Origin of the sequence: Curtobacterium sp. MMLR14_006 (assembly GCF_001864985.1) — a bacterium.
GTDB lineage: Bacteria > Actinomycetota > Actinomycetes > Actinomycetales > Microbacteriaceae > Curtobacterium.
Map to the genome: position 1 here is coordinate 197442 of NZ_MJGU01000012.1, position 15320 is coordinate 212761.

9 protein-coding genes and 1 pseudogene are annotated in these 15320 nt (G+C 73.1%); 9 read left to right on the top strand and 1 reads right to left on the bottom strand.

Translation table 11 applies throughout. The features are described 5' to 3' along the window. The first annotated feature begins 10 nt into the window (after positions 1-10). The 6 genes and pseudogenes from cydD to holA all read left to right on the top strand — a co-directional run bounded on the left by cydD (position 11) and on the right by holA (position 10231). Positions 11-1663: a thiol reductant ABC exporter subunit CydD gene (gene cydD / locus BIU94_RS04485; RefSeq protein ID WP_071254622.1), complete on the top strand. Its 1653-nt coding sequence runs from the start codon at positions 11-13 to the stop codon at positions 1661-1663. Further along, entirely contained in the window at positions 1660-3348 is a 1689-nt protein-coding gene (cydC, locus tag BIU94_RS04490) for a thiol reductant ABC exporter subunit CydC (RefSeq protein WP_071254625.1), read from the top strand. Before cydD ends, cydC begins: the two co-directional genes overlap by 4 nt. A gap of 50 nt (positions 3349-3398) precedes the next feature. Continuing rightward, positions 3399-5939: a leucine--tRNA ligase gene (gene leuS, locus BIU94_RS04495; RefSeq protein ID WP_071254628.1), complete on the top strand. Its 2541-nt coding sequence runs from the start codon at positions 3399-3401 to the stop codon at positions 5937-5939. 99 nt (positions 5940-6038) lie between these two features. After that, the gene (locus BIU94_RS04500) at positions 6039-6800 is read left to right on the top strand and encodes a ComEA family DNA-binding protein (protein ID WP_071254631.1); all 762 of its coding nucleotides are present in this window, start codon (positions 6039-6041) and stop codon (positions 6798-6800) included. Positions 6801-7515: 715 nt separating this feature from the next. Continuing rightward, positions 7516-8586 (top strand): annotated as a pseudogene (locus tag BIU94_RS18250) (ComEC/Rec2 family competence protein); the annotation flags it as partial. 625 nt (positions 8587-9211) lie between these two features. Next, positions 9212-10231: a DNA polymerase III subunit delta gene (holA, locus tag BIU94_RS04510; protein ID WP_071254636.1), complete on the top strand. Its 1020-nt coding sequence runs from the start codon at positions 9212-9214 to the stop codon at positions 10229-10231. 742 nt (positions 10232-10973) lie between these two features. On the opposite strand, the gene rpsT is transcribed toward holA, so the two are convergent. Next, positions 10974-11234: a 30S ribosomal protein S20 gene (rpsT, locus tag BIU94_RS04515; RefSeq protein WP_071254639.1), complete on the bottom strand. Its 261-nt coding sequence runs from the start codon at positions 11232-11234 to the stop codon at positions 10974-10976. Between the two features lie 200 nt (positions 11235-11434). On the opposite strand from rpsT, the gene BIU94_RS04520 reads away from it, so the two are divergent. The 3 genes from BIU94_RS04520 (at position 11435) to BIU94_RS04530 (ending at position 15319) form a co-directional block, all read left to right on the top strand. After that, positions 11435-12601 (top strand): pyridoxal phosphate-dependent aminotransferase, encoded by a 1167-nt coding sequence (locus BIU94_RS04520; protein ID WP_071254641.1) that lies wholly within the window; start codon positions 11435-11437, stop codon positions 12599-12601. Between the two features lie 155 nt (positions 12602-12756). Then, complete coding sequence (gene lepA / locus BIU94_RS04525) at positions 12757-14604, top strand: translation elongation factor 4 (RefSeq protein ID WP_071254644.1); 1848 nt, start codon at positions 12757-12759, stop codon at positions 14602-14604. Between the two features lie 67 nt (positions 14605-14671). Continuing rightward, positions 14672-15319 (top strand): DUF1990 family protein, encoded by a 648-nt coding sequence (locus tag BIU94_RS04530; RefSeq protein ID WP_071254647.1) that lies wholly within the window; start codon positions 14672-14674, stop codon positions 15317-15319. Position 15320 lies beyond the last annotated feature (1 nt).

Consider the following 15320-nt stretch of genomic DNA (forward strand, 5'->3'; position numbering starts at 1 on the left):
GCGGACGACGGTGAAGCCCCTCGACCCCCGACTCCTGCGGCTGTCCCGGACGGCGCGCGGCTTCATCGTCGCCGCCGCCGGGACGGGCGTCCTGCGCACGGTCGCGACCATCGCGATCGCGTGGGGGATCGCCGCGGCGGTGACCCTCGGGGTCGACGCGGTCGGGGGCGGGGGCGTCCCGGCGGCGTTCGGGCAGGCGCTCGCGCTGCTCGGCGGGGCGTTCGTGCTCCGGGCGGTCGCCGCCTGGGCCACCGACGACCTGGCGGCACGGGCCGCGGCACGGGTGAAGAGCGAGATGCGCACCACCGTGCTCGCCCGGGCGGCCGAGCGCGGGCCGGCGTGGCTGTCCGGCCGGTCGAGCGCCGGCTTCGCCACGACGCTCGGACCGGGGCTGGACGCCCTCGACGCCTACTTCGGCCGGTACCTGCCCCAGCTCGCCCTCACCGCGATCGCGACCCCGGTGCTCCTCGTCGCGATCGGGATCGGCGACCTGACGAGCGGGCTGGTCATCCTGTTCGCCCTGCCGGTCATCCCCGTGTTCATGATCCTGATCGGCCTGGCGACGCAGGCGCTGCAGCGACGGCAGTCCGACGCCCTGGCGACGCTCGGCGGCGCCTTCACCGAAGCCGTCGAGGGGCTCGCGACGCTCAAGGTCTTCGGCCGCGCGCGGCGCCAGGTCGGTCGGATCGGCGCGGTCACCGACGAGTACCGGCGGGGGACCCTCGGGGTGCTCCGACTGTCGTTCGTGAGCGGGTTCGCCCTCGAGCTCGCCGCGAGCCTGTCCGTGGCCCTGGTCGCGGTGTCGATCGGCATCCGCCTGGTCGACGGGTCGCTCGGCCTCGGTGCCGCGATGTTCGTGCTCGTCCTGGCACCGGAGGCCTTCGCCCCGATCCGGCAGGTCGGCGCCGACTTCCACGCCGCGCAGGACGGCGTCGAGGCCTCGGCCGCGGTCCTCGACGTGCTCGACGACGACCGCGACGCCCCGGCCGCGACGGCACCGACCCCCGCACCCGCTGCGGCGACCGCGCTGACGGTGCGCGGGCTGACGGTCCGCCGTCCCGACGTCGTGATCGGCCCCGTCGACCTGCACGCCGAGGCCGGCACGGTCGTCGTGCTCGCCGGTCCGAGCGGCTCCGGCAAGTCGAGCATCATCGCCGCCCTGCGCGGGGCGCTGCCCCACGACGGCACGGTGACGGTGCCCGGAGCGGCCGGTGCCCCGGTGGCCGACCGCACCACCTGGGCCGACCAGCGCCCGCGTCTCGTGCGGGGGACGGTCGCCGAGAACGTCGCGCTCAGCGCGACCCCCGACGTCGACGACGTGCGGACCGCGCTCGGTGACGCGGGGCTGGGAGTCGACCCGGGCCTCCCGGTCGGCGCCGGCGGCAGCGGCCTGTCCGGCGGCCAGGCGCAACGCGTCGCGGTCGCCCGCGCGCTCTACCGGGCGCACCGCGAGCGGACCCCGCTCGTCCTGCTCGACGAACCCACCTCGGCACTCGACGCCGACGCCGAGGCGCACGTCGTCGCGTCCGTCCGTCGCCTGGCGGCCGACGGAGCGGTCGTCGTGGTCGCCAGCCACCGCCCGGCCGTGATCGCCGCGGCCGACCTCCGACTGGACGTCGCGTCCGACGGGTCCGTGACGATCAGACCGGGGGTGCGCGCATGAGCCGGGAGGCCCGTGGCACGTCGGTCCTGCGGCTCGCCATGCCGCACGGGTCGGGTTGGGCGAAGGCGGTCGCCGCCGGCTCGCTCAGCGCGGTCTGCGCCGTCGCGCTCCTCGCCGCGAGCGGCTACCTCATCACGCGGGCCGCGGAACACCCGCCGATCCTGTACCTGACGCTCGTCATGGTCGGGGTCCGGGCCTTCGCGCTCGGTCGCGCCGCCCTGCGCTACGTCGACCGGCTCGCCGGGCACGACGCCTCCTTCCGGCAGCTGGCCATGGTGCGCACCGAGATGTACCGACGGCTGGCCTCGGTCGCGCCGGTCGGGCTCGGCAGCACCGGTCGTGGGGACCTGTTGACGCGGCTCGTCACCGACACCGACCGCCTGCAGGACCTGCCCATCCGGGTCGTCGGCCCGCTCGTGTCCGCGGCGGTCGTCGCGGTGCTGTCCGTCGTCGCGGTGGCGCTCGTGTCCGTGCCCGCCGCGCTCGTGCTCATCGTCGCGCTCGCGATCGCCGCCCTCGTCGGGTCGGTGGTCACCCGGGCGATCGCCGAACGGTCCGACCGTGAGACCGCCGCCGACCGCGGCCGTGTCGCCGACCTCGTGCTCGACACCGTCCGCACGCTCGACGTCTTCACGGCGTACGGCACGCTCGACGACCGGCTCGCCCACATCGCCCGCCTCGACGCCCGCGTCACCCGGGCCGTCCGGCGGCGCGGCACCGTCGAGTCCCTCGTCGGCGCCCTCGTCGGCCTGCTCGGCGGCGGCGCGGTGATCGGGATCCTCGCGGTCGGCGCCCCCGCGGTCGTGTCCGGCGCACTCGACGGTCCGCTCTGGGCCCTCGCGGTCTTCGTGCCGCTCGCGCTCTTCGAGGTCGTCGGCACCGTCCCGCTCGCCGTCCTCACGCTCCGCAGGGTGCGCGCCGCCGCCGACCGCGTCGAGCGGACCGTGCCCGCCGACCTGCCGGCCGGCATCGTGCCGGAGCCCGACGCCGACGCGGACCCCGCCGACCTGGTCGTCGACGGGCCGGTCATCGTGGCCCTGCGCGACCTCACCGTGCGGTGGCCCGGAGCGGACCGGCCCGCGGTCGACGGTGTGTCGCTCGACCTGCACCCCGGCGAGGTCGTCGTGCTCGAGGGGCCGAGCGGCGCCGGCAAGTCCACGCTCGTCGACGCGCTCGTCCGGTTCGTCGAGCACGAGGGCTCGTACACGCTCGACGGGATCGAAGCACGCGACATGCACCCCGATGCCGTCCGTGCCCGGGTCGGCCTCATCGAGCAGGACCCGTTCGTGTTCGACCAGTCGGTGCGGCAGAACCTGCTCTTCGCCCGCGACACCGCCACCGACGACGAGCTCCTCGCCGTGCTCGACCGGGTCGGCCTCGGCGCGTGGGTCACCCGGCGCGGCGGTCTCGACGCGTCGGTCGGGGAGCGCGGCGGTCTCGTCTCCGGCGGGCAGGCGCACCGCTTGGCCCTGGCACGGGCGCTGCTGCACGCGTTCCCGGTCCTCGTGCTCGACGAACCCACCGCCGACGTCGACCCGGACCTCGGCGACGCCGTGCTCCGCGACCTCGTCACCACCGCCCGCGCAGCGGGGCGGACGGTCCTCATCGTGTCGCACGTCCCGGTGGCGCCGGACCTGGTCGACCGGACCCTGCGGATGCGGGACGGACGCCTGCTCGCCGGGTGAGCCGACAGGCGGACGCGGGACGGGCCTCCCGGCTTGTATCGTTGAGGACCGTGACCACCGAGCAGCAGGCCGAGGACCCGAACGCCTACGACTTCCGTCGTATCCAGGACAAGTGGCAGCCCCGCTGGGAAGAGCTCGGGCTCTTCACCACGGACCTCGACGACACCCGTCCGCGCAAGTACATCCTCGAGATGTTCCCGTACCCGTCCGGCGACCTGCACATGGGGCACGCCGAGAACTGGGCGCTCGGGGACTTCGTCGCGCGGTACTGGCGGCAGCAGGGCTTCAACGTGCTGCACCCGATCGGCTGGGACTCGTTCGGCCTGCCCGCCGAGAACGCCGCGATCAAGCGCGGGGTGGACCCGAAGGACTGGACCTACGCGAACATCGCGCAGCAGAAGGCGTCCTTCAAGCGCTACGCGCCGTCGTTCGACTGGACCACCGAGATCCACACCTCGGACCCCGAGTACTACAAGTGGAACCAGTGGCTGTTCCTGCAGATGTACGAGAAGGGCCTGGCCTACCGGAAGGACAGCTGGGTCAACTGGGACCCGGTGGACCAGACCGTGCTCGCGAACGAGCAGGTCCTGCCCGACGGCACCTCTGACCGCTCCGGTGCCGTCGTCGTGAAGAAGAAGCTCACGCAGTGGTACTTCAAGATCACCGACTACGCCGACCGCCTGCTCGACGATCTCAACCAGCTCGAGGGCCGCTGGCCGGCGAAGGTCATCGCGCAGCAGCGCAACTGGATCGGCCGCTCGGTCGGCGCGGACGTCGACTTCGTCATCGAGGGCCGCGACGAGCCGGTCACGGTGTTCACCACGCGTCCGGACACGATCCACGGCGTGACGTTCCTGGTCGTGGCGCCGGACTCGGACCTGGCGGCATCGCTGGTCTCCAGCGCCCCTGACGAGGTGCGGGCTGACTTCGACGCGTACCTGACCGCGACGCAGAAGACCTCGGAGATCGACCGGCAGAACGCCGACCGCCCGAAGACCGGCGTGCCGCTCGGCCGGTTCGCGATCCACCCGTTAACGGGGGAGCGCCTGCCGATCTGGGCTGCCGACTACGTGCTGGCCGACTACGGCCACGGCGCAGTCATGGCCGTGCCGGCGCACGACCAGCGCGACCTCGACTTCGCGCGGGCGTTCGACCTGCCCGTGCGCGTCGTGGTCGACACGAACGCGGCGGTGACCGGGGCGATCCCGGTCGTGTCCCCCGACACGGAACTCCCCGCCCTCGACCCGGTGTCGACGGGTGAGGCGCTGACCGGCACCGGTCGGATGATCAACTCCGGGCCGCTCGACGGCATGTCGAAGCAGCACGCCATCACCGCCGCCATCGCGCTGCTCGAGGAGCGCGGCACCGGCCGTGCCGCCAAGACCTACCGCCTGCGCGACTGGCTCATCTCGCGCCAGCGGTTCTGGGGCACGCCGATCCCGATCATCCACGGCGCCGACGGCACCGAGCACCCCGTGCCGATGGACCAGCTGCCGGTGCGACTGCCGGACACCGAGGGGCTCGACCTCAAGCCGAAGGGCACGTCACCGCTCGGCGGCGCGACCGACTGGGTGAACGTGCCGAACCCGGTCGACGGCACCCCGGCGCTGCGCGACACCGACACGATGGACACCTTCGTCGACTCGTCGTGGTACTTCCTGCGGTTCCTGGCGGCGAACGACGACACCCAGGCGTTCGACCCGGCCATCGCCCGCAAGTGGGCGCCCGTCGACCAGTACATCGGCGGCATCGAGCACGCGATCCTGCACCTGCTGTACGCGCGCTTCGTGACGAAGGTGCTGTTCGACCTCGGCTACCTCGACTTCACCGAGCCGTTCTCGGCACTGCTCAACCAGGGCATGGTGCTGTCCGGCGGCTCGAAGATGTCGAAGTCGAAGGGCGGCGTCTCGCTCGGCGACGAACTCGACGCGAACGGCGTCGACGCCATCCGCCTCGTCATGGGCTTCGCCGGCCCGCCGGAGGACGACATCAACTGGGAGGACGTCTCCCCGTCGGCGTCCGCGCGCTTCCTGGCCCGGGCCTACCGCCTGGCGACCGACGTCACCTCGACGCCCGACGCCGTGTGGGCCGAGGGCGACCGGGCACTCCGTCAGGTCACCCACCGGTTCCTGGCCGACGCCCCCGGCATGATGGAGTCGTTCAAGTTCAACGTCGTCATCGCGCGGCTCATGGACCTGGTCAACGTCACCCGCAAGGCGATCGACGGCGGTCCCGGCGCCGGTGACCCCGCCGTGCGCGAGGCCGTCGAGACCGTCGCCCTCGCCCTCAGCGTCTTCGCGCCGTACACCGGCGAGGAGATGTGGGAGCAGCTCGGCTACGAGGCCACCGTCGCCACGTACGGCTGGCGGAAGGCCGACCCGACGCTGCTCGTGCAGGAGACCCTGACCGCCGTCGTGCAGGTCAACGGCAAGGTGCGCGACTCGTTCGAGGTCTCGAAGTCCATCGAGGCGGACGAGCTCGAGCAGCTCGCGCGGTCGTCCGCGAACGTGCAGCGCTACATCGGTGACCGCGAGATCGTGAAGGTCATCGTGCGGGCGCCGAAGCTCGTCAACATCGCGATCAAGGGGTAGCGCGCGGCCGTCCCTGCACAGCGGGGGCGGCTGCGACGCCCGTCCACAGACGTGCCCGACGGAGCCCGGTCGATCGGCCGGGCTCCGTAGCGTTCGGGCATGTCCTCGCCGTCGTCACCCGGGCCCTGGTGGTCCCGCCTCACGCTGTCCCCGCGGGCGGCCGTGGTGCTCGCCGGGGTCGTGGTCGCCGTCGCGCTCGTCGTGGTGCTGGTCGGGGTCCTCGGTGCTGGTGGGGGTGACGGTGGTGGTGCCGACGGGGTGGTCGTGCGGGGTGCGCCGTCCGCCGGTGGCGGGTCGAGTGCCGACTTGTCGGCGGTGGCGTCCCCGTCCCCGTCCGATGGTGTCGGTGCTGGTGCTGGTGCTGGTTCCGGGCGGGTGGTCGTGCACGTGCTCGGGGCCGTGCGTCGGGCCGGCGTCGTCGACCTGCCCGCGGCGAGCCGGGTCACCGACGCGCTCGAGCGTGCCGGCGGTGCGACGGAGGACGCCGACCTCGACCGGTTGAACCTGGCGCGGCCGCTGACGGACGGGGAACGCCTGTACGTGCCGCGGCAGGGGCAGCAGGACGTGCCCGAGGCGCTCGACCCGGTGGCCGGTGGCGGGGGCGGCGCTGGGTCTGCGGCGGGTGGCGGTGGCGCTGCGGACGGTGCGCCGGACGGGGCGTCGGGCGCCGGCGTCGTGGACCTGAACCGTGCCGACCAGGCGGCGCTCGAGACCCTGCCCGGCATCGGGCCGGGGCTCGCCGGCCGCATCATCGCGTGGCGCGACGAACACGGCGGGTTCACCGCGGTCGAGGACCTGCTCGACGTCAGTGGCATCGGCGACGTCCGCTTCGCCGAGCTGCGCGATCGCGTGCGGGTCTGAGGAGGGACGCGTGCACCTCGCCCCGAGTGCGGCCGACCTGCGCGTGGCGGGACCCGTCGGTGTCGCCTGGGTCGTCGTCGCCCTGCTCGTCGGTGCGCCGGACGCCGCACCGGTCGTCGGGACGGTCGCGGTCGTGCTCGCCGTCGTGAGCGGCGTCCTGCTCGGCCGACGGCCGAGCGGCGGACCCGCGGTCGTCGCCGCGCTGGTCCTCGTGGCCGCCGCGCTCACCACGCTGCTCGCCGTGTCGGTCGCGGTGGCGGAGCCCCGCCGGTCCCCGCAGTCGCTGCACGCCGTCGTCGGGGCGGACGGCGCCGCACGCGTCGAGGTCGAGGCGGTCCTGTCCCGCGACCTCGTCCCCGGTGACCGGTCGGTCGTCGGCACGCTCGAGCGGGCGGACGCCGTCGCCGGTCTCCGCGTCCCCGTCCGACTCGTACCCGCGCGCGACGACCCGCCCGGCGCCGTGCTGCCGGCCGGTTCCCACGTCACCGGCACCGCTGCGCTGCAGTTCGACCGCGCGGGCTCGGCGACCGCCATCGTGGCGTTCCTGCGCGGCGCGCCGTCGTCCGTGCCGCCCGGGGGAGCGCTCGGTGCGACCCACACCGCCCGGCAGGCCTTCGTGCGCGCCACGGCCGGTCTGCCCCAGCCCGGAGCAGCACTGCTCCGCGGCATGGCGATCGGGGACCGGTCCGGGCTCGACCCCGACACCGAGGCCGCGATGGAGACCGTCGCCCTGACGCACCTGACCGCCGTCTCCGGAGCCAACTGCGCGGTCGTGGTCGGACTCGTCGTGGTGCTCGGGCGGGCCTGCGGCCTGCCGCGGGTGGTGCGGGCCGCCGTGGCCGTCGGCGTGCTCCTGGCGTTCGTGGTGCTCGTCCGCCCCGATCCGTCGATCGTGCGCGCGACGGTGATGGCCGTCGTGGTGCTCGTGGTGCACCTGGCGGGCCGCCCGGTGCGGGGCGTGCCGCTCATCGCCCTCGCCGCCACCGGGATGCTCGTCGCCGACCCGTGGGTCGCACGGTCCTTCGCGTTCGCGCTGTCCGTGCTCGCCACGAGCGGGATCGTCGTGCTCGGGCCGCCCCTGACCGACCTGTTCGCCCGTCGAGTCTGGGCACCGGTGGCCGCCGCCCTCGCGGTCCCCGTCGCCGCCCAGGTCGCCTGCTGGCCGGTGACGATCCCGCTGTCGCCGGCGCTGCCCACCTACGCCGTGCCGGCGAACCTGCTCGCGGAACCCTTCGCCCCCGTCGTCACGGTCGTCGGGCTCGCGGCCTGCGTCCTCGCGCCGGTGTCCCCGGTCGGCGCGCAGGTGCTCGCTGCCGTCGCCTGGGTCCCCGCCGCAGCCGTCGGCGGGATCGCCCGCGGGGCGGCGTCGCTGCCGCACGCCGCGACGCCCTGGCCGGGCGGACCGGTCGGGGTCGCCGCGGCCGTCCTCGCGTGTGCGGGCATCGCCACGGCGGTCCTGGTCCGGGGACGGACCGCGCGGTGGCTCCTGCTCGCGTCGGCGCTGGTCGTCGTGGTCGGGGTCGCCGCCGTGACGGTCCCGGTGCTCGTCGTCCGTGGCTCGGTGCCGCGGAACTGGTCGGTCGCGGCGTGCGACGTCGGGCAGGGCGACGCGGTGCTGCTCCGGGGCGGCGACGCCGTGGCGCTCGTGGACACCGGCGACGACCCGGAACGGCTCCGGGCGTGCCTCGACCTGCTCGGCACCACGCGGATCGACCTGCTCGTCCTCACGCACTTCGACCGCGACCACGTCGGTGCGGTCGACACCGTCGCCGGATCGGTCGACACCGCCCTGGTGGGGCCGACCGGCCGCTCGTCGGACGACCGGGTCGTCGAGGACCTCCGGCGCGCCGGGGCCGACGTCCGCCGGGCGGACGACCGGGTGTCGGGTGTCCTCGGGCCGCTCGCGTGGCGGGTGGTGTGGCCACGTGCCGGTGACCGTGCGTCCGGCAACGACGCGAGCATCGTGCTCACGATCGGTCCGGCGGACCCGGCGTCCTGCGCGGCGTGCCTCACCGGGGTCCTGCTCGGCGACCTGGGGGAGTCGTCGCAACGACGGCTGCGCACCTCCGGCGTGCTGCCGACCGGGCCCGTCGACGTCCTCAAGGTGTCGCACCACGGCTCGGCCGACCAGGACCCGCAGCTCACCCGGCAGCTCGCCGCCCGCGTCGGGCTCATCGGCGTCGGCGCGGACAACACCTACGGGCACCCGACGCGCTCCGCCCTCGAGGCCCTCCGGGCAGCGGGCACCGTGCCGCTCCGCACCGACGAGCTCGGCACGATCGTGCTCGCCCGTGCCGGCACGGACGGCGTGCGGGTGTGGAGCGAGCGCTCGTCGTCGGCGGCCGCCCGTAGGATCGGAGGTGCACCACCCGCCCCGGTACCGACCGGACCGGCGACCCCGGAAGGACCGCATGCCCGCCAAGAAGCCCGCGCGCGCCGCAGCGAAGATCGACCAGGTCCCCTGGTCCGGGATCCGGCCGGCCCCCGTCGTGCTCATCACCGGTCCCGAGGCGTTCCTCGCCGACCGTGCCCGCGGCGTGCTCAAGGACCTGCTCGTCGGCGAGGACCCCGCGCTCGAGGTCCACGACCTCGAAGCCGACCAGTACGCGCCCGGGATCCTCGCGACCCTGGCGAGCCCCTCGCTCTTCGGCGAGCCCCGACTCGTCCGGGTCACGAACGTCGAGAAGTGCACCGACGCCTTCATCACCGAGACGATCGCGTACCTGCAGGCCCCCGCCGACGACGTCACCCTGGTGCTCCGGCACGGCGGTGGCGTGCGCGGCAAGAAGCTCCTCGACACGATCCGCAGCGGGGTCGGCGGTGGCATCGAGGTCCTCTGCGACGAGCTGAAGCGCGAGACCGACCGGATCGACTTCGTGAACGCCGAGTTCCGCGCCGCCCGGCGGAAGATCGCGCCCTCGGCCGTGCGCACCCTGGTGACGGCCTTCGCGGACGACCTCGCCGAGCTCGCCGCGGCGTGCCGGCAGCTCCTCGCCGACGAGGCGCAGGAGATCACCGACAAGGTCGTCGACAAGTACTACGGCGGCCGGGTGGAGACGAACGCGTTCAAGGTCGCCGACATCGCCCTGGTCGGCCGCTCGGCCCCGGCCATCGTCGAGCTGCGGCACGCCCTCGCCACGGGTGAGGCCCCGGTGCCGATCGTCGCCGCCTTCGCGAGCAAGATCCGCACGATGGCGAAGGTCAGCGCGTTCCGCGGTCCGAGCGGGCAGGCGGCCTCCGCGCTCGGCATGGCGCCGTGGCAGGTGCAACGGGCGCAGCGCGACGTCGCCTCCTGGACCGAGTCCGGGCTGGCGAACGCGATCACGAGCATCGCCGAGGCGGACACAGCGGTGAAGGGCGGCTCCCGCGACGCGCACTACGCCCTCGAGGTCATGGTGCGCACGATCGCCCGGCGCGGGGAGGCCCGCTGACGCGAGGCGGGTGTCCCGGCGGTCCGGGCCCGTCGGCGTGCACTTCGTGAGCAGCAATGGTCGGGTGCGCCCTCGTGACCCGACCGTTCCTGCTCACGATCGCCCGGCACCCGGCCTCCTGGCGGTCCCGCGCCGGTCGGCGTGCACTTGGTGAGCAGCAATGGTCGGGTGCGCCCGGCAGACCCGACCGTTCCTGCTCACGATCGCCCGGCGAGGCATCCCGGAGGTCCCGCGGTCGAGCCGTTGCGGCGGCGCCCGTACCCGTGCCCGTGCCCGCGTCGTCCATCGAGTGAGCAGAAGACGTCGGGTGCGGCCTCGCGACCCGACGACTTCTGCTCCCTGAGCGAGCGCAGCGCCTCGCACGCCCGCCCGCCCGACCCCCGCGTCCGTGCGGTGCAGCGCGACGATCCCGTGCTGGGCAGCGTGCACCGAGTGAGCAGAAGACGTCGGGTGCGCCCGCACGACTCGACGTCTTCTGCTCACTGGACGAGCGCAGCGCCCGGCGTGCCCCAACGCTCGTGCCCGCTGCGGGTCCCCACCCGCGTTGCTGCAGCCTGCCCGTGCCCGTTCGGTGGGCTCGCGCCCGTCGGCGTGCACTTCGTGAGCAGGAATGGTCGGGTGCGCCCTCGCGACCCGACCATTCCTGCTCACGAAGCGCCACACCCCACACCCCGCACCCCGCCCCCGCACGACGAAGGCCCCGCACCTTCCGGTACGGGGCCTTCGTGCGACGCTCAGGAGATCAGAGCGAGGCAACCTTCTTCGCGATGGCCGACTTGCGGTTCGCGGCCTGATTCTTGTGGATGACACCCTTGCTCACGGCCTTGTCGAGCTTCTTCGAGGCGAGGGCCAGGGCCGCGACGGCCTTGTCCTTGTCGCCCGCGGCGACGGCGTCGTTGGTGTGACGGATGTACGTCTTCAGCTCCGACTTGTACGCCTTGTTGCGCTCGGTGGCCTTGAGGTTGGTCTTGATGCGCTTGATCTGCGACTTGATGTTCGCCATGTGTTGCTCCTGCTTCGTCTCGTACGGGTGGGCGCGACCGCAGGGTAGAGGGGCCCTTGGTCGCATCGCGTTCCACCCGTGGGCGGGGAACGCGGAAGCCAGCCACCAACACTACCAGGCCGCAGGGCTGCCGCCAAAGCACGAAACACCGCCGGATCGGCGAAACGCCGCGGCAACAACGACCGGATACGGTGACGGACATGCCATCCCTCGCACCTCGGATCGACACCGTGCCCGCCTCCGGCATCCGGAGGGTCTTCGAGCAGGCCGCCCTGCTGCAGTCCGACGGTACCGACGTGACGATGCTCGTCATCGGCGAGCCCGACGTGCCGGTCGCGCCGCACATCGGGGAAGCGGCCCGGCGCGCCTGGACCGAGGACCGAACGGACTACACGCCGAACGGGGGCATCGCCCCGCTCCGGTCGGCCCTCCGTGACAAGCTCCGGCGGGAGAACCGGATCGAGGTCGACCTCGAGCAGATCTGGATGACGATCGGTGCGACGCAGGCGCTGTTCCAGGCGATGACGCTGACGCTCAGCCCGGGCGACGAGGTCCTGGTGCCCGACCCCGGCTACACGACCTTCACGATGAACGCGCACATCCTCGGCGCGACCCCGGTGCCGTACCGGCTCGAGCCGCAGCACGGCTTCGAGCCCGACCTCGAGGCCCTCGAGGCGAGCGTCACCGAGCGCACCCGGGTCCTCGTCGTGAACTCGCCGTCGAACCCGCTCGGCTCGGTGTTCGGCGAGGACACCCTGCGTGCGCTGCTCGCCTTCGCGAAGCGGCACGACCTCTGGGTGATCAGCGACGAGGTCTACGAGTACTTCACCTACGGCACCCGGCACGTCAGCCTGGCCGCCCTCGACGAGGACGACCGGGTCTTCTCCGCCTTCTCGCTCAGCAAGACGTACGCGATGACCGGCGTGCGCGTCGGCTACCTCGTCACGCCGAAGGGCCTCGGTCCGACGATGCGCACCACGCAGGAGGCGATGATCAGCTGCGTCGCCGAGCCCGACCAGTACGCGGCCCTCGCGGCGATCGTGGGGGACCACTCCGCCGTGCGCGACGCCCGCGAGCACTACCGCGCCAACCTCGAGGTCGCGAAGCAGACGCTCGACGCCGCCGGCATCCGGTACCTCGACCCGCGCGGCGCCTTCTACCTGTGGGTGGACGTGTCGCACGCCTCCGCCGGCGACGTCGCCGAGTGGGCGCTCGGCTTCCTGCAGCGGGAACGGGTCGCGGTCGCTCCCGGCAGCGCCTTCGGGCGGACCGGCGAGGGCTGGATCCGCGTCTGCCTGGCGGCCACCCCCGACGACCTGCGGCGCGGCCTGGGCGCACTGCCCGCGCCCGTCGGCGCGACCGTCTGACGGACGGGAGGCACGGTGCGGGCCCGCCCCGTGCCTCCCGTCCGCCCCGCTCGGCGTCCAGGGCGGTGACCGGTCTCCACAGGTCGGCCGCGGGTGCGCGCGTCGGCGCGCAACCGTGGGACAATCGTTCGACCGTCCGACCCACCTGAGGAACCGTGAGCCCACAAGCATCCGCTCCGCTCGAGCCCGCCGCGACCCCGGCCGGTGCGATCCGCAACTTCTGCATCATCGCGCACATCGACCACGGCAAGTCCACGCTGGCCGACCGCATGCTCTCGATCACGGGCATCGTCGAGGACCGCGCGATGCGCGCGCAGTACCTCGACCGCATGGACATCGAGCGCGAGCGCGGCATCACGATCAAGTCGCAGGCCGTCCGTATGCCGTGGGAGCTCGACGGTGAGACCTTCGCGCTGAACATGATCGACACGCCGGGTCACGTCGACTTCTCGTACGAGGTCTCGCGCTCCCTGGCGGCGTGCGAGGGTGCGATCCTGCTCGTCGACGCCGCCCAGGGGATCGAGGCGCAGACGCTCGCGAACCTGTACCTGGCGCTCGAGAACGACCTCGAGATCATCCCGGTCCTCAACAAGATCGACCTGCCGGCGGCCGACCCGGACAAGTACGCCGCCGAGCTCGCGCAGCTCATCGGCGGCAAGCCGGAGGACGTCCTCCGCGTGTCCGGCAAGACCGGCGTCGGCGTGCCCGAGCTCCTCGACCGGGTGGTGCAGCGTGTGCCCGCTCCGGTCGGCGACGTCGCGGCGGCCCCGCGCGCGATGATCTTCGACTCGGTCTACGACAGCTACCGCGGCGTGGTGACCTACGTGCGCATGATCGACGGGTCGATCAAGCCGCGCGAGAAGGTCCAGATGATGTCGACGAAGTCGACGCACGAGATCCTCGAGATCGGCGTCTCCTCGCCCGAGCCGAAGCCGACCGAGGGCCTCAGCGTCGGTGAGGTCGGGTACCTGATCACCGGCGTGAAGGACGTCCGCCAGTCGAAGGTCGGCGACACCGTCACGACGGCGCAGAAGCCCGCGACCGAGGCACTGCCGGGCTACACGGACCCGAAGCCGATGGTGTTCTCGGGCCTGTACCCGATCGACGGTTCGGACTACCCGGACCTCCGCGAAGCGCTCGACAAGCTGAAGCTGTCCGACGCCGCCCTGGTCTACGAGCCGGAGACGTCGGTGGCGCTCGGGTTCGGGTTCCGCTGCGGGTTCCTCGGGCTGCTCCACCTCGAGATCATCACCGAGCGGCTCTCGCGCGAGTTCGGTCTCGACCTCATCACGACCGCGCCGAGCGTGGTGTACGAGGTCACCAACGAGGACAACACCGTCACCGAGGTCACGAACCCCTCCGAGTTCCCGGGCGGCCGCATCGTCGAGGTGCGCGAGCCGATGGTCCGCGCCGCGATCCTCGCGCCGAAGGACTACGTCGGCGCGATCATGGAGCTGTGCCAGTCGCGCCGCGGCAGCATGCTCGGCATGGAGTACCTCGGCGAGGACCGCGTCGAGATCCGCTACGAGATGCCCCTCGGCGAGATCGTCTTCGACTTCTTCGACCAGTTGAAGAGCAAGACGCAGGGCTACGCCTCCCTCGACTACGAGCCGACCGGCGACCAGGCGGCCGACCTCGTCAAGGTCGACATCCTGCTGCAGGGCGACCAGGTCGACGCGTTCAGCGCGATCGTGCACCGCGACAAGGCGTACGCCTACGGCACGCTCATGACCGAGCGGCTCCGCAAGCTCATCCCGCGCCAGCAGTTCGAGGTGCCGATCCAGGCGGCCATCGGCGCCCGGATCATCGCCCGCGAGAGCATCCGCGCCATGCGCAAGGACGTCCTGGCGAAGTGCTACGGCGGTGACATCACCCGCAAGCGCAAGCTCCTCGAGAAGCAGAAGGAGGGCAAGAAGCGCATGAAGATGGTCGGCCGGGTCGAGGTCCCGCAAGAGGCCTTCATCGCCGCCCTCTCGGGTGACGTCGAGGAGAAGAAGAAGTAGCGGGGCACGTCGTGTCGGTCCGCGCCGCGCGGGCCGGTGCACCGGCCGCTCCCGGTAGCATGGCGGCATGAGTACCCGCGGGAGCTACCGGACCGCCCTGACGTACGGCGCGGTGGGGGCGACCCAGGCGTCGGACCTCATGACGTACCCGCCGGAGGGCTTCACGCCGTCCGAGTCCCGGGCTCGGATCGGCCACGGCGACCAGCGTTTCGAGACCGCTGTGGTGCAGGCGCTGACGTGGCAGATCCAGGAGCGCAGCGGCATCCGCGTCCAGGTGGACGACCAGCCCGACGACGACGAGGTCCGGTACAACCCGGTGACCTTCGACGACGACGGCGTCCCGATCGCGCCGGCGTCGATCGGCACCCCGCGGGTCGAGAAGTTCGCGCCGGACGGCACCCCGCTCCTGACCGCGGGCACGAGCGCCACCCTGACCATGCACGCCTTCGGGCAGACGGTGCTGGCCCCGGTGCGCGTCGTCGCGATCATCGACGAGCGTGACCGCAAGGGCTTCGCCTACGGCACGCTCGAGGGGCACCCGCTGTCCGGCGAGGAGTCGTTCGTCGTCGAACGGACCCCGGACGGCTCGGTGTGGTTGCAGATCCGGCAGTTCTCGCAGCCGTCGAGCGCGAAGTGGCGGTTCGTCGCCCCGTTCGTGCGGCGGCAGCAGAAGGTCATGGCGGAGCAGTACCTGGCGGCCCTGCGCGGGGACTGAC